This is a genomic window from Vibrio hepatarius (genome assembly GCF_043642085.1).
In the GTDB taxonomy this organism is placed as follows: domain Bacteria; phylum Pseudomonadota; class Gammaproteobacteria; order Enterobacterales; family Vibrionaceae; genus Vibrio; species Vibrio hepatarius_C.
This window is the reverse complement of the sequence record NZ_JBHZSA010000008.1, coordinates 92,126-110,084: the sequence shown is the minus strand read 5'-3', so window position 1 is coordinate 110,084 and position 17,959 is coordinate 92,126. Positions and strand designations below refer to the sequence as shown.

Here is a 17,959-nt window from a genome sequence, read left to right as displayed (position 1 = left end):
GATAGATCGCCATGTCTGACATGAAGCATGACGTAGACGCACTGGAAACTCAAGATTGGCTAGAAGCCCTAGAGTCAGTAGTACGTGAAGAAGGTGTAGAACGTGCACAGTTTCTACTAGAAACCGTTCTAGAAAAAGCACGTCTAGACGGCGTTGATATGCCAACTGGTATCAACACTAACTACATCAACACGATTCCAGCAGCACAAGAGCCAGCATACCCTGGTGATGTGACTCTTGAACGTCGTATTCGCTCAATCATTCGCTGGAACGCAATCATGATCGTATTGCGTGCATCTAAGAAAGACCTAGACCTAGGTGGTCACATGGCTTCTTACCAGTCAGCGGCTGCATTCTATGAAGTATGTTTCAACCACTTCTTCCGCGCTCCAAATGAGACGGACGGTGGCGATCTAGTTTATTACCAAGGTCACATCTCACCAGGTATCTACTCACGTGCATTCGTTGAAGGTCGTCTAACTGAAGAGCAGCTAGATAACTTCCGTCAAGAAGTAGACGGTAAAGGTATCCCATCATACCCGCACCCTAAACTAATGCCTGAGTTCTGGCAGTTCCCGACAGTATCTATGGGTCTTGGCCCAATCTCTGCGATCTACCAAGCACGCTTCCTTAAGTATCTAAATGGTCGTGGCCTGAAAGATACTTCAGCTCAACGTGTATACGCTTTCCTAGGCGACGGTGAGATGGATGAGCCAGAATCACGTGGTGCTATCTCTTTCGCTGCGCGTGAGAAGCTAGACAACCTATGTTTCCTAATCAACTGTAACCTTCAGCGTCTAGATGGCCCTGTAATGGGTAACGGTAAGATCATTCAAGAACTTGAAGGTCTGTTCAAAGGTGCAGGTTGGAACGTAGTTAAAGTTATCTGGGGTAACAACTGGGATGCTCTACTAGCTAAAGATACGACTGGTAAGCTACTACAGCTTATGAACGAAACGATCGATGGCGACTACCAAACATTCAAATCTAAAGATGGCGCATACGTACGTGAGCACTTCTTTGGTAAGTACCCAGAGACAGCTGCACTCGTTGCAGACATGACTGATGACCAAATCTTCGAACTGAAGCGTGGTGGTCATGATTCTTCTAAACTGTTCGCTGCATTCAACAATGCAAAAGAGACTGGTGGTAAGCCAACAGTAATCCTAGCTAAGACTGTTAAAGGTTACGGCATGGGTGAAGCGGCTGAAGGTAAGAACATCGCACACGGTGTTAAGAAGATGGACATGACTCACGTTCAATACCTACGTGATCGTCTAGGCCTACAAGACATTCTTTCTGATGAGAAAGTGGCTGAGCTTCCGTACCTGAAACTAGAAGAAGGCTCTGCTGAGTACGAATACCTACACGCACGTCGTAACGCGCTAAAAGGTTACACTCCAGCTCGTCTACCTAAATTCACTCAAGAATTTAAAGTACCAGAGCTAGATGCATTTGCTCCACTTCTAGGTGAGCAGAAGCGTGATATCTCAACGACTATGGCTTACGTACGTACGCTAAATATCCTACTGAAAGACAAGAACATCGGTAAGAACATTGTTCCTATCATCTGTGATGAAGCTCGTACGTTCGGTATGGAAGGTCTATTCCGTCAAGTGGGTATCTACAACCCAGACGGTCAAGAATACACACCTGAAGATAAAGGTATCGTTTCTTACTACAAAGAAGCAACATCTGGCCAAGTTCTTCAAGAAGGTATCAACGAACTAGGTTCAATGGCATCTTGGGTTGCTGCTGCTACTTCTTACAGCACAAACGATCTGCCTATGATTCCGTTCTACATCTACTACTCAATGTTCGGTTTCCAACGTATTGGTGACATGGCATGGCTAGCAGGTGACCAACAAGCTCGCGGCTTCCTACTAGGCGCTACTGCAGGTCGTACAACACTTAACGGTGAAGGTCTACAGCACGAAGATGGTCACTCGCACATTCAAGCGAACACTATCCCTAACTGTATCTCTTACGACCCAACATTCGCTTACGAGCTAGCAGTAATCATGCAAGACGGTATCCGTCGTATGTACGGTCCTGAGCAAGAAAACATTTACTACTACCTAACAGTAATGAATGAAAACTACGCAATGCCAGCAATGCCAGAAGGCGCTGAAGAAGGCATCCGTAAGGGTATCTACAAGCTTGAGTCTCACGAAGGTGCTAAGGGCAAAGTTCAGCTAATGAGCTCTGGTACTATCATGAACGAAGTACGTAAAGCAGCGACTATCCTAAGCGAAGAGTACGGCATCGCATCTGACGTATTCTCTGTAACATCGTTCAACGAGCTTACTCGTGACGGTCAAGACGCAGAGCGTTACAACATGCTTCACCCAGAAGCAGAAGCGAAAGTACCTTACATCACAACTGTACTAGGTAAAGAGCCAGCAATCGCGGCGACCGACTACATGAAGAACTACGCTGAGCAAGTACGTGCTTACATGCCTACTGAGTCTTATAAAGTACTCGGTACTGACGGCTTCGGTCGTTCAGACAGCCGTGCAAACCTACGTCGTCACTTCGAAGTGAATGCAGGTTATGTAGTAGTTGCAGCACTGACTGAGCTAGTTAAACGTGGTGATATTGAGAAGTCTGTAGTTGCTGAGGCAATTGCTAAGTTCGATATCGACACAGAAAAAACAAACCCACAATACGCTTAATACAGCGCTTAACTAGAAGGTAAATAAGCAATGGCAATCGAAATTAATGTACCTGACATCGGTGCGGATGAGGTTGAAGTTACTGAGATTCTTGTAAGCGTTGGCGACAAGGTTGAAGAAGAGCAGTCTCTGATCACTGTTGAAGGCGACAAAGCTTCTATGGAAGTTCCAGCGTCTCAAGCAGGTATTGTTAAAGAAATCAAAGTAGCTGAAGGCGATTCAGTTTCTACTGGTTCTCTAATCATGATTTTCGAAGCCGAAGGTGCAGCTGACGCTGCATCTGCTCCTGCGGCAGAAGCGGCTCCAGCAGCGGCTCCAGCTCCAGCAGCAGCGGCAGAGCTTAAAGAAGTTCACGTTCCAGATATCGGTGGCGACGAAGTAGAAGTTACTGAAATCATGGTTGCAATCGGTGACAGCATTGAAGAAGAACAGTCTCTTCTTACTGTTGAAGGCGATAAAGCGTCTATGGAAGTTCCAGCACCATTCGCTGGTACGCTAAAAGAGATCAAAGTTGCGGCTGGCGATAAAGTAACAACTGGTTCTCTAATCATGGTATTCGAAGTTGCAGGTTCAGGCGCAGCAGCGGCTCCTGCAGCAGTAGAAGCTCCAGCAGCACCTGCGGCGGCTCCAGCGGCAGCAGCTGACAAAGAAGTAAATGTTCCAGATATCGGCGGTGACGAAGTAGAAGTTACTGAGATCATGGTTAAAGTTGGCGATACAGTGGAAGAAGAGCAATCTCTAATCACTGTTGAAGGCGACAAAGCTTCAATGGAAGTACCAGCTCCATTCGCAGGTACAGTGAAAGAGATCAAGATTGCTGAAGGCGACAAAGTAACGACTGGTTCTCTAATCATGGTATTTGAGGTAGCAGGTGCAGCTCCGGCACCTGTTGCAGCACCTGCACAAGCAGCAGCTCCCGCGGCGGCACCAGCTCCTAAAGCTGAAGCTCCAGCGGCAGCAGCTCCAGCAGCGACTGGCGATTTCCAAGGCTCTGGTTTCGAAGAAAATAACGATTACGCGCACGCGTCTCCAGTTGTTCGTCGTCTTGCTCGTGAGTTTGGCGTTAACCTTTCTAAGGTTAAAGGTACTGGTCGTAAGAGCCGTATCCTTAAAGAAGACGTTCAGTCTTACGTTAAAGACGCACTTAAGCGTCTAGAGTCTGGTGCAGCAGCATCTGGCAAAGGCGGCGACGGTTCTGCTCTTGGTCTACTACCATGGCCAAAAGTTGACTTCAGCAAGTTCGGCGAAACTGAAGTTCAGAAACTTTCTAAGATCAAGAAGATCTCAGGTGCTAACCTACACCGTAACTGGGTAATGATCCCTCACGTTACACAGTGGGATAACGCAGACATCACTGAGCTAGAAGCATTCCGTAAAGAACAGAACGCAATCGAAGCGAAGAAAGACACTGGCATGAAGATCACTCCACTTGTGTTCATCATGAAAGCTGTTGCTAAAGCGCTAGAAGCATTCCCAGCGTTTAACTCTTCTCTTTCTGAAGATGGCGAAAGCATCATTCTTAAGAAGTATGTAAACGTGGGTATCGCTGTTGATACACCAAATGGTCTAGTTGTTCCTGTATTCAAAGATGTGAACAAGAAAGGCATTTACGAGCTATCTGAAGAGCTAATGGCGATTTCTAAGAAAGCACGTGCTGGTAAGCTAACAGCTGGCGATATGCAAGGCGGTTGTTTCACAATCTCTAGCCTTGGTGGTATCGGCGGTACAGCATTTACGCCAATCGTAAACGCTCCAGAAGTAGGTATCCTAGGTGTATCTAAGTCTGAAATGAAGCCAGTGTGGAACGGTAAAGAATTCGAACCACGCCTACAACTTCCACTGTCTCTATCATACGACCACCGTGTGATCGATGGTGCTGAAGGTGCACGCTTTATCACTTTCCTAAATGGCGCACTATCTGACATTCGTCGTTTAGTACTGTAATTTAGAAAGTAGCAATTAAGGTGACTTTCGAGTCACCTTAATTCTTTATACAAAGAACAATTTTAGACAGCATTTTCAATCCTCTTTCAGAAACTGAAAGGTGAATTGTTGTCTAGCTCACAGGCTAACTTAAAGCTACTTTCACACTGTTAACAACTCTGTAAAATGTTGACCGTTTGAAAGCCTAATAATTTAAGAACATCTACTCAGCCTGTTAGGGATAATGACTACAAGAGGTCACAATGAGCAAAGAAATTAAAGCCCAAGTTGTTGTACTTGGTTCTGGTCCTGCTGGTTACTCAGCTGCATTCCGTTGTGCAGACTTAGGTCTAGAAACAGTACTAGTTGAACGTTACAGCACTCTTGGTGGTGTATGTCTAAACGTTGGTTGTATTCCATCAAAAGCACTTCTTCACGTTTCTAAAGTAATCGAAGAAGCAAAAGCTATGGCTGACCACGGAGTCGTGTTTGGCGAACCACAAACTGACATCAACAAGATCCGTATCTGGAAAGAGAAAGTTGTAAACCAACTGACTGGCGGTCTTGGTGGTATGGCTAAGATGCGTAACGTTACTGTTGTTAACGGTTACGGTAAATTCACTGGCCCTAACTCTATCCTTGTAGAAGGCGAAGGTGAGCCGACAGTTGTTAACTTCGACAACGCTATCGTTGCTGCGGGTTCTCGCCCAATCAAACTGCCGTTCATCCCACATGAAGACCCACGTATTTGGGATTCAACTGATGCGCTAGAACTGAAAGAAGTACCAGAAAAACTGCTTATCATGGGTGGTGGTATCATCGGTCTAGAAATGGGTACGGTTTACCACTCTCTAGGTTCTAAAGTTGAAGTTGTTGAAATGTTCGACCAGGTTATTCCTGCGGCGGATAAAGACATCGTTAAAGTCTTCACAAAGCGTATTAAAGACAAATTCAAGTTAATGCTTGAGACGAAAGTTACAGCAGTTGAAGCGAAAGAAGACGGTATCTACGTTTCAATGGAAGGCAAGAAAGCACCAGCTGAAGCTGAGCGCTACGATGCTGTTCTTGTTGCTATCGGTCGTGTACCAAACGGTGCACTTATCGACGCTGAAAAAGCGGGTATCGAAGTTGATGAGCGTGGCTTCATCAACGTTGATAAGCAGATGCGTACAAACGTTCCTCACATCCACGCGATCGGTGACGTAGTTGGTCAACCAATGCTTGCTCACAAAGGTGTGCATGAAGGCCACGTTGCAGCGGAAGTTATCTCTGGTAAGAAGCACTACTTCGACCCTAAAGTAATTCCTTCAATTGCCTACACTGAGCCAGAAGTGGCATGGGTTGGTAAGACTGAGAAAGAAGCGAAAGCTGAAGGCATCAACTACGAAGTTGCGACTTTCCCATGGGCTGCTTCAGGTCGTGCAATTGCATCTGACTGTGCTGATGGTATGACGAAGATGATCTTCGACAAAGATACTCACCGCGTAATTGGTGGTGCAATCGTTGGTACTAACGGTGGCGAACTGCTAGGTGAAATCGGTCTAGCAATCGAGATGGGTTGTGACGCTGAAGATATCGCGCTAACTATCCACGCTCACCCAACTCTACATGAGTCAGTGGGTCTAGCTGCTGAAGTATTTGAAGGCTCAATCACTGACCTTCCGAACAAGAAAGCTGTGAAAAAGAAGAAGTAATTCCTCTTGAAGAGCAAAAGTCTTAAAGACTGAATAGTAAAAGCCGCTGATTATTCAGCGGCTTTTTTGTTGTTAGTAGGATCTGTGACTGAACTGTAGAGTCATTTGTACCAGCTAACAAAAAAAGCCGACGTAGTAACGTCGGCTTTTGGTTGTTAATTTTGCCTGATTTACTCAGCGCCTTTGTAGATACACAACATATCTAAGTAGCTTTGGGTCAGGCGAATCACAGCTTGCTCATCTCGGACACGGTTCGCTTGTACGAACAGCGAGTAGCAGATGCCATGGAATAGTGTTGCAAGATCGGATGGATCATGGCTATCACATACTTCGCCACGCTCAATTGCTTTGATAAACATATTTTGTACCAAGAGCTGATTGGTGCGGTTAGTGGTGACAAATAAAGGCCATACTTCATCGCGGGTTGATGCACTCCACTCAAACCACACTTTAAGCCAATGGCAGTCTTCAACAACCAGTTCAACCATCGCGGTTGTGATGTTAGTGAGATTTTCTTTCGCGTGAAGGTCTAAGTCGATATTGTCCGAAAGGAAGTTCGAGAATTGGCGAACGACGTAGTTAAGTACGTCATCGACAAGATCTTCGCGAGTAGGGAAGTAGTTAAACACCGTTGCAACGGATACTTGAGCAATCTCTGCAATGTCAGCGTGACCACCGCGGCCAATGCCACGACGAGCAAACACTTCCAGTGAGATTTCCATTAGCTGTTGCTTTCGTTTTTGTGGAGATAGACGCGTACGCGGTCGTTTCTCTATAGAGTCCATAGTTATTTCCTTGCCAAAAGAGTTGTTTATAGTTATTGGGCTTTTCGCCCTATTTAGTATTTTATTAATTTTGCTATGACGCTTTATGAGTGTAATGGTGCATATAGGCAAGGTCAACGATTTCAGGCTATTTTATAGGCGTCTTTGTTAATATCGTGCTAACGATCAAGATGCCATATTCCAAACAATTCGGTTAATTTGAGGCAAACGTTTTTCCTCGTGGCTAGCTGGTGTTAAACTACCCGCCTGCAAAATCAGACCGTATTTGAGCGGCTATAATTACGCTCAACACGACTAACGCGAAAAACGAGATTGGTATGAAGCATACAGTAGAAGTCATGATTTCTGAGCAAGAGGTCAGCAAACGAGTACAAGAGCTAGGTAAACAGATTACTGAGCACTATAAAGGTAGCGAAGATCTGGTCATGGTTGGCTTACTACGCGGATCATTTGTATTTATGGCTGATTTGGCACGTGCAATCGATATTACTCACTGTGTTGATTTCATGACGGCATCGAGCTACGGCAACACAATGGAAAGCTCTCGTGATGTTCGCATCCTTAAAGATCTAGATGACGATATTAAAGGTAAAGATGTCCTACTTGTTGAAGACATCATTGATACGGGCAACACACTGAACAAGGTAAAAGAAATCCTGTCGCTACGTGAGCCTAAATCTATCGAGATTTGTACGCTGTTGGATAAGCCTTCTCGTCGTGAAGTGAATGTTGACGTGAAATGGATTGGTTTCGAGATTCCAGATGAGTTCGTAGTTGGTGTTGGTATCGATTACGCTCAGAAATACCGCCACCTACCATTTATCGGTAAGGTTGTACCTCAAGAGTAATCCTACTCTAGTGCAAGAATAAACAAACGCCCGCTAACTTAGCGGGCGTTTTTGTTTGGCTAGCTTTAGCGACGCGAGCTTAGCGACAAAGAAGCTTATGCTCAGGGTTGAGAATAGACTCCATCGCGACTTGGTAAGAGGTATCAACGCTGTCTCGAGAGTTAGAGCGAACACCTAAGTACTCCAACTTACCATCACCGATACCATAGACAACACCGTGGATCTCGATGTCTTGACCTCGCTCCCATGCGTTTTGCATGATGGTTGAATTAGCAAGGTTATAGACTTGCTCGGCAACGTTAATTTCACCCAGCTTGTCAGCACGATCATCCTCTGGCATCGCTTCTAAGTAATTACGGTGTTTGAAGTAGAGATCGCGGATATGTAGCAGCCAGTTGTTGATCAGACCAAGCTGCGGATTATCAATCGCCGCTTTTACACCGCCACAGCCGTAGTGACCACATACGATGACGTGTTTAACCTTCAATACATCGACCGCGTATTGCACTACCGATAGGCAATTCAAATCGGTATGGATAACTTGGTTAGCGACATTACGGTGTACAAACAGTTCACCAGAATAAAGGCCAGTTAGACGCTCTGCGGGTACTCGGCTGTCTGAACAACCAATCCATAGAAAGCCAGGGCTCTGACCCTCCTCAAGCTTAGCAAAGTACTCAGGGCGTTCTGCTTTAATCGATTCAGACCACTTTGAGTTGTTTTCAAATAGCTGTTTAATTTCCGGCATCTCGTTGGCAATCCTTAAAAAATTCTTGCATCACTATACACAATGTTACAATTTCGTTCCTAATAATATTGCCCGAAAAGGCACTCATCTGACGTGTTTGAGCGCCAAAAATCATAAACTTAGCTCTCATCCTAACTAACAGTTATAACGTATGAGTGATGAGATGTGATTAACACTTATCTCTCTGAAGTAACATTTGTTAATATGATGAAATTAGCTACATTTCGCAGCGTTTTGATTACATTTTCTGCAAAATTTAGCTACAAAGTTTAGGGTTATTTTCGCTTACCTCTAGTGTATAGCAGCCTAGCCTAAAAGTAAGATGTCGTTATTGCACCTCACTCAGTGTGAAGCTGGGTGATTGAACGCATGATTTGCGTTTAAGGTGCACACAGTTAGCAGGGAGTAGCATTGTGTTCGCTAGTCGTTTTGAAGACATGAATCTCAAAGGAGATCTGTTTGGTGGCGTGACCACCGCTATTATCTCTTTACCTTTAGCGCTTGCCTTTGGTGTTGCCTCCGGCGCGGGCGCAGAAGCGGGTCTATGGGGCGCCATTATGGTGGGCTTATTTGCTTCACTGTTTGGTGGCTCAAACACCTTAATCTCGGAACCGACCGGCCCGATGACGGTGATCATGACCGCGGTATTAACCAGCATGATGGCCAAATACCCTGAAACAGGCATGGCAATGACCTTTACTGTGGTTATGATGGCCGGCGCTTTCCAGATACTTCTTGGTACGTTGAAGTTAGGAAAATACGTTACTTTGATGCCATATAGCGTGATATCGGGCTTTATGTCGGGTATTGGCGTTATTCTTATCATTCTCCAGCTCTCACCACTATTGGGTCACGCCGCTCCAGCCGGTGGAGTGATGGGGACCCTTTCAGCACTGCCTGATACCGTTGCGAATATGAAGTTCAGCGAGCTATTTTTAGGTTTGCTAACCCTTGGTATCTTGTTCTTTTTCCCTAGACGCTATCGAAAGTATGTACCGGCTCAACTGGTGGCACTGGTAGCGGTAACGCTACTTTCCGTTATCTTTTTTGATACTGACGCGATACGCCGAATCGGTGAGATCCCAGCGGGTTTACCGTCTTTAGTCGTGCCGCATATTGATGCTTCGATGTTCACTGAGATGGTGATTGATGCGTTGGTACTGGGTACGCTGGGTTGTATTGATACGCTTTTGACGGCGGTAATCGGTGACTCGTTAACACGTAAAGAGCACGATTCAGATAAAGAGCTGCGTGGCCAAGGTCTCGCTAATATGATTTCAGGCTTGTTCGGTGCGCTGCCTGGCGCCGGTGCAACCATGGGCACGGTAACCAATATTCAGGTTGGTGCGCGTTCCCCGCTGTCAGGTGTGGTTCGTGCACTGATGCTAGCGTTGGTGGTGTTGGTTGCCGGTGGATTGACTGAACCGATTCCAATGGCGGTACTCGCTGGTATTGCAGTGTATGTTGGCTTTAACATCCTTGATTGGAGTTTTATTCAGCGCGCGCATAGAGTTAGCTTTGCGGGTATGGCGGTCATGTATGGCGTGATGCTACTGACCGTGTTTGTTGATTTGATTGTCGCGGTTGGTCTTGGCGTCTTTATCTCTAACATTATTATTATCGAGCGCTTGAGCCGTGAGCAGGCACGTCAAGTGAAAGCGATCAGTGATGCCGATGAAGATGATGTGCCACTAAGTGACAGTGAACGTGGTTTGCTTGATATGGCCAATGGCAAAGTACTGTTTTTTTACTTGTCAGGCCCGATGATTTTCAGCGTATCTAAGGCGATATCTCGTCAGCACACCAGTATTTCCGATTATGAAGTGATGATTCTTGATTTGACTGATGTACCAATGATTGATGTGACGGTGGGTCTCGCGCTAGAGAATGCGATCAAAGATGCGCTAGACGCTGACTGTCAGGCTTACTTGCTGTGCCCAAATGACAAAACGCGTCAGCAATTGGAGAAGTTCCACGTTATCGACTTAGTGCCAGACGAGAATACATTTAAGTTCCGTTATGAAGCGCTGAAAGCGGCAATCAAGCATGTTGAGACAGACGAACACCAGACGGCAGTTGTTTAACTAAATAACTGTTTTACAAAACAAACGCCGCCGAGATAATCCGCGGCGTTTTTTTGTTTGTGACGTCCAATAATTACAATATTTCTAAATTATTCGAAAGGTCTAATTGTAATCATCGTTATTCAACGATAAACTTATTTACGACTGGACAAGCAATGGCAATATTATTCTATGTATGCACTCGAAATTGAGCAGCTTCGTAAGACCTATGCAGGAGGTTTTGAAGCGCTAAAAGGTATCAGCCTTAATGTAGAAAAAGGCGACTTCTACGCGTTACTTGGGCCTAACGGTGCGGGTAAATCGACAACGATTGGTGTTATTTCATCTCTGGTGAATAAGACCGCTGGCAAGGTGAAGGTGTTCGGCTTTGATATTGATAAAGACCTAGAACTTGCAAAGCAAAATCTAGGTTTGGTACCGCAGGAATTCAACTTTAACCAGTTTGAGACGGTTGAACAGATCGTGCTGCAGCAAGCGGGTTATTACGGTGTATCAAAGTCTCTGGCCAAAGAACGCGCGGAAAAATACCTAACTAAGCTCGATTTGTGGGAAAAACGCAGCGAACGTGCACGTAACTTATCAGGTGGTATGAAGCGACGTCTGATGATTGCCCGTGCCTTGATGCATGAACCTCAGTTACTGATTCTTGATGAACCAACCGCTGGAGTTGATATTGAACTGCGCCGCTCGATGTGGGAGTTCCTCAAAGAAATCAACTCTGAGCAAGGCATTACCATTATTCTGACTACCCACTACCTTGAAGAAGCGGAAATGCTGTGTCGCAATATCGGCATCATCAATAAGGGTGAGTTGATTGAGAATACCACCATGAAAGCCTTGCTTGGCAAACTTCATGTTGAGACTTTTATTCTTGATCTTGAAGAGGGAAGTGCTGAACCGAAATTGGATGGTGTAAACAGCCAAACCTTTAGCAATGGTTCTTTAGAGCTTGAGATTGAAAAAAGCCAAGGTCTGAACGGTATCTTCGCTCAATTGTCAGAACAGGGCATTAAAGTGTTGTCGATGCGCAATAAAGCCAATCGTCTTGAAGAGTTGTTCGTCAGTATTGTACGAGAGGGGAGCCAATAATATGTATCGTTTGTATTGGACTGCGTTTTGCAGCTTGTTGACTAAAGAAGTGAACCGTTTTACCCGTATTTGGGTTCAGACTTTGGTGCCGCCAGCGATCACTATGACGCTGTATTTCATTATTTTTGGTAGCTTGATAGGTTCGCGCATTGGCGAGATGAACGGATTTAGCTACATGGAGTACATAGTACCGGGTTTGATCATGATGTCGGTGATTACTAACTCCTACTCTAATGTCGCCTCATCATTCTTCAGCGCCAAGTTCCAAAAGAATATTGAGGAGCTACTTGTCGCGCCAGTACCTAACTATGTAATCATTTTAGGCTTTGTAATGGGCGGCGTTGTGCGTGGTCTATTGGTCGGTACGATCGTCACGTTTGTATCGCTGTTCTTTGTCGATCTACAAGTCGATCATTGGGGCATTATTATCGCAACGGTGTTTATGACCTCGGTAGTATTTTCACTTGGTGGTTTGATCAACGCAGTATACGCAAAGACGTTTGATGATATTTCGATCATTCCAACGTTTGTTTTGACACCTCTGACCTACCTTGGCGGCGTGTTCTACTCGATCAGTTTGCTGCCTGAATTCTGGCAAGGCGTGTCGAAGATCAACCCGATCGTTTATATGGTTAATGCGTTCCGCTATGGCTTCTTAGGCGTGTCAGATGTGGGTATTGTGACTTCGTTTAGCGTGCTAGGTGTGTTTGTTGTGGCACTTTACGCAGTGGCGCATTACCTAGTGACACGCGGAATAGGCTTACGCAGTTAATAGCCTACGGTCATTCCATAGAGCGACGAAGGAGAGAGTAGGGAATCTCTTTACGTTTTCGACTTGTTAGAAGAGTTTTCTAACTCATTCGTTGGTGACAGTCACAAAAAAGGGTTGATGCTTTCACATCAACCCTTAATTTTTTTCACTGAACTCTATTCAGCGCTTTCTGAAGGTGCTTCAGGCGCTTCTTCTTCCTTCGACTCGACAACCATCTCAACCACTTGGTTATCGATCAAGCGTGCTTTGCCAAGGAATGCGGACATGAGAATAACCGCTTGAGTCGTCTCTTCGGTGACTGCTTGCAGTGTGCGAGTATCACGAATAAAGATCTCATCAGGATGCAGGCCTGCTGCGCGCAGTTGATCGCTTGCATCTTCAATCACAGAAGCGTAATCGTCACGACCACCACGCATAGCACTGCTGATCCAACGCATCGTACGCGCAAGTACTGGAGCGCGTTGACGTTCATCAATCGTCAACAAGCCATTGCGAGAGCTCATTGCTAGGCCATCCATCTCACGTACAGTTGCGACGCCGATGATTTCGATATCCATTGCCAAGTCTTCAGTCATCTTACGAATCACCGCAAGTTGCTGGAAGTCTTTCTCGCCAAAGCAAGCGACGTCAGGCTGGACGATATTGAATAGTTTCGTCACCACAGTGGCAACACCACGGAAGTGGCCTGGACGAGAGGCACCTTCGAGGATGTTAGAAAGTCCTGGAACTTCCACTGAGCTCTGAGTTTCTACACCATACGGGTAGATAATCTCAGGTGTCGGGGTGAACACTAACTCAACACCTTCAGCGGTTAATTTGCTTAGGTCGTCTTCTAACGTGCGCGGGTAATTATTTAAATCATCAGCACGGTCAAACTGCATTGGGTTAACAAAAATGCTGACAACAACGATATCGGCATGTTCACGTGCTTTGCGTACTAAAGTCAGGTGACCTTCGTGCAAGTTGCCCATGGTTGGGACAAATGCCACTTTGCGGCCATCACGTTTGTACTGTTTGATTTGCTCACGAAGAGCGGCAATTTCAGCAAAAGTTTGCATGGCTAAATCCTTACGCGATGGTGTGTGCTTCGCTAGGGAAGGCACCACTTTCTACATCTTCCTTGTATTTGGCGACCGCTTTACGCATATCTCCAGTTTCAGCTAGGAAGTTTTTCGAGAATTTTGGCATGTAGTTCGCTGCAATTCCAAACATATCGTGCATAACTAAGATCTGGCCGTCAGTTACGTTACCTGCGCCGATACCAATGACAGGTACGTCACAAACTTCAGTAATTCGCGCGGCGAGCTCTTTAGGCACACACTCAAGCAAGATGATTTGTGCACCAGCTTCTTGAAGTGCGAGTGCATCGCGTACCATGCGGTCTGCTTTATCTTGCTCGCGGCCTTGAACTTTGAAGCCGCCAAAGATGTTCACTGATTGAGGCGTTAGGCCTAGGTGCGCACAAACCGGTACTGCACGTTCTGTAAGAGCCTTAACGGTATCAACTAACCAATCACCGCCTTCGATCTTAACCATGTTTGCTCCAGCACGCATTAGCGCAGCAGCGCTCTCACACGCTTGCTCAGGCGTTGCATAGCTCATGAATGGCATATCGGCCATTAATAGGCAGTTCGGGCTACCAGCGCGTACACAGCGCGTGTGGTAAGCAATATCTTCTACAGTGACAGGTAAAGTAGAAGATTCGCCTTGAAGAACCATACCTAAAGAGTCACCGACAAGCAGTACTGGCATCTCTTGACTTTCGAATAGCTGGGCAAAGCTTGCATCGTAAGCGGTAGAAGTCGCGAATTTACGGCCTTCTTGTTTCCACTTCATCAGATCATTGATGGAAATTTTTTTCATGATTTTTCCTTACAGAATTTGGCTATGATTGCCAAATACGCAGACCGTTTTGGGCAACGACTTTGAGTAAGTCATCCAGTCTAGTCCCACATGGGAGGGTTAAATTTGGTGCGATTTCTGCGAGCGGGTAGAGCACAAACTCACGCTCTTTCATTCCATAATGTGGAACGGTCAAACGCTCGGAATCCATCACCTCATTGCCATAAAGCAGAATATCGAGATCTAAGGTTCTTGGGCCCCAGCGTTCTTCTTTACGGACGCGCCCTTGCTCCAACTCAATCGTTTGAGTGCAATCGAGTAGTTCAAGCGGCGTTAATTCTGTTGTCAGCTCGACAACCGCATTGATGTAGTCAGGTTGATTCTGAGGCCCCATCGGTGTGCTGCTGTAGAGCGACGAAGTTTGGACAAATTGCGTTTTAGGCAATTGTTTTAAGGCATCAATAGCTACGTTAGCTTGAGATACAGGATCACCAAGATTACTGCCAACAGCGATAAATACTGTGATCATGAGGATGCCTTAGGCTTTTTCTTGCGGTAATTTTTGCGGCGACGCTGGCGTGGTAGACCATCGCTGGTTGCGTCTAAGTCTGCAGCCATCGCTTGACGCATGTTGCGGCCAGCATTTTGGAAAGTTTCCCACCATTTAGCGAGTTCTTTGACTTCACCTTGCTCGATTTCACCACGCATTTCCAAGAAGTCGAAACCAGCACGGAACTTGTTGAGCTCCATCAGGCGGAAGGCGCGCTTACCATTGCGGCGAGGCATACGCAGTTGTAGCTGCCAGATCTCACGGATGGTCGCAGTATGGCGACGAGGAATAGCAATGGTACGTACTTGATCATCAAGGATGAAGTTACTCGCTTCCATGATCGCATCGTAAGAGGAAAGTTTGCGTTTCTCCATTAACTGCTTCGCTTTCTCTTGCAGTGGGTACCACAGCATGGCAGCGAACATAAATGCTGGATTGATGCGTTTACCTTCTTCTATACGTTGGTCGGTAGAATCAAGCACTAGGTCCAACATTTGTTCAGTCGGTGAGTCATACTCTTCAGTAAAGAACTCGGCAATCGTTGGGAATAGCTGCTGGAACAGGTTGTACTCACGCATTAAGTGGTACGTCTCTAGACCATGACCAGACTGCAGCATCTTCAGTGATTCTTCGTAGAGACGAGCGGCAGGAATATCTTGCAGTAACGTCGCCATTTCTTCGATTGGCGCAGCGGTATCTTCTTCGATATCAAAATCGAGCTTCACCGCAAAGCGGATCGCGCGCAGCATACGCACCGGATCTTCGCGGTAGCGTGTCTCAGGATCGCCGAGTAAACGGATCAGCTTATCTTCAAGATCTTCGTGGCCGCCAGCGTAGTCGTGAATAGAGTAATCGCCGATGTTGTAGTACATCGCATTGACGGTGAAATCACGACGCTCAGCATCTTCATCGATAGTGCCATAAACGTTGTCACGTAATAGCATGCCTTCTTTTGACTGCTGAGAAACGTTTTTGCTTGGCTCTTGGTGGTGGCCACGGAAAGTCGCAACTTCAATGATGTCGCGACCAAACATAATGTGTGCAAGACGGAAGCGACGGCCAATAAGACGACAGTTCTTAAACAGTTGTCGGATCTGCTCTGGCGTTGCATTCGTCGCAATATCAAAATCTTTAGGCTGTTGTCCCAGTAATAAGTCGCGAACGCCACCACCGACTAGGTACGCATCAAAGCCAGCACCATTCAGACGGTATAACACCTTCAATGCATTATCACTGATATGTTTGCGCGAGATGTTATGTTCTTGGCGAGTAATAATATTTAAAGCGAGCTCAGAGAATGTTTCTGTTTCGCTAGGTGTATAATCGTTTTTGTTCATGTGCATCTGGCAATAATTGGTCAAGCCAACCTTGCTTGAGTTTAATATTTTGGGCCCATCAGGGGCGAATTTGCGGCTAATAATAGCTTACAGAGAGCGGTTTGAGAATATTGGTGTGATTTCAGTCGCTTTTGGCAACTGTTCAACGCGCCAATTTTGTACGCCCCACTCAATGATCTCTTCCACGCTAGCAGATTGAATTTCTTTATCAATATCAAAGCCTAAGAAACTCATTGCATCCAATAGTGCTGGCTTAGGATTGCTATTATCAATCGCTTTTGCATGATTTTGTTTGGACAATTTATGTCCACTTTCATCCAGCGCTAATGGCAGGTGCAAGTAACTGACAGGCTCTGCATCAAGCATTTGATAGAGACTAATCTGTCGTCCAGTCGGTTCGATTAGGTCTGCGCCTCTCACCACCTCGGTGACGCCTTGTTCGATGTCATCTAATACTACGGCAAGGTTGTAAGCAAATAACCCGTCTCGGCGTTTTATAATAAAATCTTCATCTGCCAACGCAGTAGGGATGCTCAAAGTGCCATGACGTTGATCTTCAAATTGATAGATCGGATGAGTCATACGTAGTCGAATCGCACATTGCTGATGATTTTGCAGGGCTAAATCGCGACAAGTACCGGTATAAAACCCACCTGAGGCTTTGATTTGTTTACGAGTACATTGGCAGTAATACGCTTGACCAGATTGAAGCCAACGATTGATTTGCTCTTGATACAGTCCGTGGCGCTGGCTTTGGTAAACCACTTCGCCATCCCAGTGGAGTTTATATGCTTCAAGGGTTTCGAGAATCAGTGAACTCGCGCCTGGCATTTCTCTAGGCGGATCAAGATCTTCAATACGAACTAACCACTGGCCTTGTTGTGACTTAGCTTGGAAGTAACTGCCAAGAGCAGCAATCAGTGAGCCAAAGTGTAATGGACCAGAAGGTGAGGGGGCGAAACGGCCAATATAACTCATAGATGGTTTCTGTTCTTAATAAACCAAAAAGGGAGCCAAGGCTCCCTTCAATAGTCAGACAAAGCAATCATTAGCCTTGCATCTGCTTCTCTTTGATTTCTGCAAGTGTTTTACAGTCAATACAAAGGTCTGCAGTTGGGCGAGCTTCAAGACGGCGGATACCAATCTCGATGCCACAAGATTCACAGAAGCCAAAATCGTCTTCTTCGATTTTATTTAGCGTCTTTTCAATCTTCTTGATTAGGCGACGTTCACGGTCACGGTTACGTAGCTCTAAGCTAAACTCTTCTTCTTGAGAAGCACGGTCAACGGGATCTGGAAAGTTTGCTGCTTCGTCCTGCATGTGGTGCACAGTGCGATCAACTTCTTCCATGAGCTGGTTGCGCCAAGCTGATAAAATTTTTGTAAAATGAGCCATTTGCTCAGGTGACATGTATTCTTCACCTGCTTTCTCTTGGTATGGCTCAACCCCTGCAATGGCTAGGATGCCTAGCGCTTTTTTCTTTGATTCTGGCATGCAGCATCTCCTACTAACACCTAGTCAACTGCGCTCGCAGTTAATTTAAGGCGGGTATCTATAGCAAAAAGAGTCATCAGAGGCAAATACTGGTGAGTAAAGTTATTGTCAATGTGA

Annotated in this window: 15 protein-coding genes; 7 read left to right on the top strand and 8 right to left on the bottom strand. The window is 45.8% G+C overall.

The annotated features are described in order from the left end of the window. Nucleotides 1-11: 11 nt before the first annotated feature. From aceE to lpdA, 3 genes are all read left to right on the top strand, one after another. Nucleotides 12-2,675, top strand: coding sequence for a pyruvate dehydrogenase (acetyl-transferring), homodimeric type (gene aceE, locus ACHUFZ_RS15685; protein WP_394127879.1), 2,664 nt, complete (start codon nucleotides 12-14; stop codon nucleotides 2,673-2,675). 30 nt (nucleotides 2,676-2,705) lie between these two features. Then, the gene (gene aceF, locus ACHUFZ_RS15680) at nucleotides 2,706-4,619 is read left to right on the top strand and encodes a pyruvate dehydrogenase complex dihydrolipoyllysine-residue acetyltransferase (protein WP_394127878.1); all 1,914 of its coding nucleotides are present in this window, start codon (nucleotides 2,706-2,708) and stop codon (nucleotides 4,617-4,619) included. Nucleotides 4,620-4,861: 242 nt separating this feature from the next. Next, complete coding sequence (lpdA, locus tag ACHUFZ_RS15675; protein WP_134836053.1) at nucleotides 4,862-6,292, top strand: dihydrolipoyl dehydrogenase; 1,431 nt, start codon at nucleotides 4,862-4,864, stop codon at nucleotides 6,290-6,292. A gap of 170 nt (nucleotides 6,293-6,462) precedes the next feature. Here lpdA and ACHUFZ_RS15670 read toward each other — a convergent pair whose 3' ends face one another. After that, entirely contained in the window at nucleotides 6,463-7,077 is a 615-nt protein-coding gene (locus ACHUFZ_RS15670) for a LuxR/HapR/OpaR family quorum-sensing transcriptional regulator (RefSeq protein ID WP_394127877.1), read from the bottom strand. 317 nt (nucleotides 7,078-7,394) lie between these two features. On the opposite strand from ACHUFZ_RS15670, the gene hpt reads away from it, so the two are divergent. After that, a complete protein-coding gene (gene hpt, locus ACHUFZ_RS15665; protein WP_134836051.1) occupies nucleotides 7,395-7,925 on the top strand; it encodes a hypoxanthine phosphoribosyltransferase in 531 nt (176 codons plus the stop codon). Nucleotides 7,926-8,004: 79 nt separating this feature from the next. On the opposite strand, the gene can is transcribed toward hpt, so the two are convergent. Beyond that, entirely contained in the window at nucleotides 8,005-8,673 is a 669-nt protein-coding gene (can, locus tag ACHUFZ_RS15660) for a carbonate dehydratase (protein ID WP_134836050.1), read from the bottom strand. A gap of 413 nt (nucleotides 8,674-9,086) precedes the next feature. Between can and ACHUFZ_RS15655 the strand changes: the two genes are divergently transcribed. The 3 genes from ACHUFZ_RS15655 to ACHUFZ_RS15645 all read left to right on the top strand — a co-directional run bounded on the left by ACHUFZ_RS15655 (nucleotide 9,087) and on the right by ACHUFZ_RS15645 (nucleotide 12,618). Then, complete coding sequence (locus ACHUFZ_RS15655) at nucleotides 9,087-10,757, top strand: SulP family inorganic anion transporter (protein WP_394127876.1); 1,671 nt, start codon at nucleotides 9,087-9,089, stop codon at nucleotides 10,755-10,757. A gap of 171 nt (nucleotides 10,758-10,928) precedes the next feature. After that, on the top strand, nucleotides 10,929-11,846 hold the full coding sequence (locus ACHUFZ_RS15650) for an ABC transporter ATP-binding protein (RefSeq protein ID WP_394127875.1): 918 nt from the start codon (nucleotides 10,929-10,931) through the stop codon (nucleotides 11,844-11,846). A 1-nt stretch (nucleotide 11,847) separates the two neighbouring features. Then, nucleotides 11,848-12,618, top strand: coding sequence for an ABC transporter permease (locus tag ACHUFZ_RS15645; protein WP_134836047.1), 771 nt, complete (start codon nucleotides 11,848-11,850; stop codon nucleotides 12,616-12,618). A gap of 155 nt (nucleotides 12,619-12,773) precedes the next feature. On the opposite strand, the gene panC is transcribed toward ACHUFZ_RS15645, so the two are convergent. From panC to dksA, 6 genes are all read right to left on the bottom strand, one after another. Beyond that, nucleotides 12,774-13,676: a pantoate--beta-alanine ligase gene (gene panC / locus ACHUFZ_RS15640; RefSeq protein ID WP_394127874.1), complete on the bottom strand. Its 903-nt coding sequence runs from the start codon at nucleotides 13,674-13,676 to the stop codon at nucleotides 12,774-12,776. A 10-nt stretch (nucleotides 13,677-13,686) separates the two neighbouring features. After that, nucleotides 13,687-14,481, bottom strand: a complete 795-nt coding sequence (gene panB / locus ACHUFZ_RS15635) for a 3-methyl-2-oxobutanoate hydroxymethyltransferase (protein ID WP_134836045.1) — start codon at nucleotides 14,479-14,481, stop codon at nucleotides 13,687-13,689. 22 nt (nucleotides 14,482-14,503) lie between these two features. Beyond that, a complete protein-coding gene (gene folK, locus ACHUFZ_RS15630) occupies nucleotides 14,504-14,989 on the bottom strand; it encodes a 2-amino-4-hydroxy-6-hydroxymethyldihydropteridine diphosphokinase (protein WP_394127873.1) in 486 nt (161 codons plus the stop codon). After that, nucleotides 14,986-16,353, bottom strand: a complete 1,368-nt coding sequence (gene pcnB / locus ACHUFZ_RS15625; RefSeq protein ID WP_394127872.1) for a polynucleotide adenylyltransferase PcnB — start codon at nucleotides 16,351-16,353, stop codon at nucleotides 14,986-14,988. Before pcnB ends, folK begins: the two co-directional genes overlap by 4 nt. Before the next feature lie 81 nt (nucleotides 16,354-16,434). Continuing rightward, nucleotides 16,435-17,325 (bottom strand): tRNA glutamyl-Q(34) synthetase GluQRS, encoded by an 891-nt coding sequence (gluQRS, locus tag ACHUFZ_RS15620; RefSeq protein WP_394127871.1) that lies wholly within the window; start codon nucleotides 17,323-17,325, stop codon nucleotides 16,435-16,437. 70 nt (nucleotides 17,326-17,395) lie between these two features. Beyond that, the gene (gene dksA, locus ACHUFZ_RS15615) at nucleotides 17,396-17,842 is read right to left on the bottom strand and encodes an RNA polymerase-binding protein DksA (RefSeq protein WP_053441150.1); all 447 of its coding nucleotides are present in this window, start codon (nucleotides 17,840-17,842) and stop codon (nucleotides 17,396-17,398) included. Nucleotides 17,843-17,959: the final 117 nt, after the last annotated feature.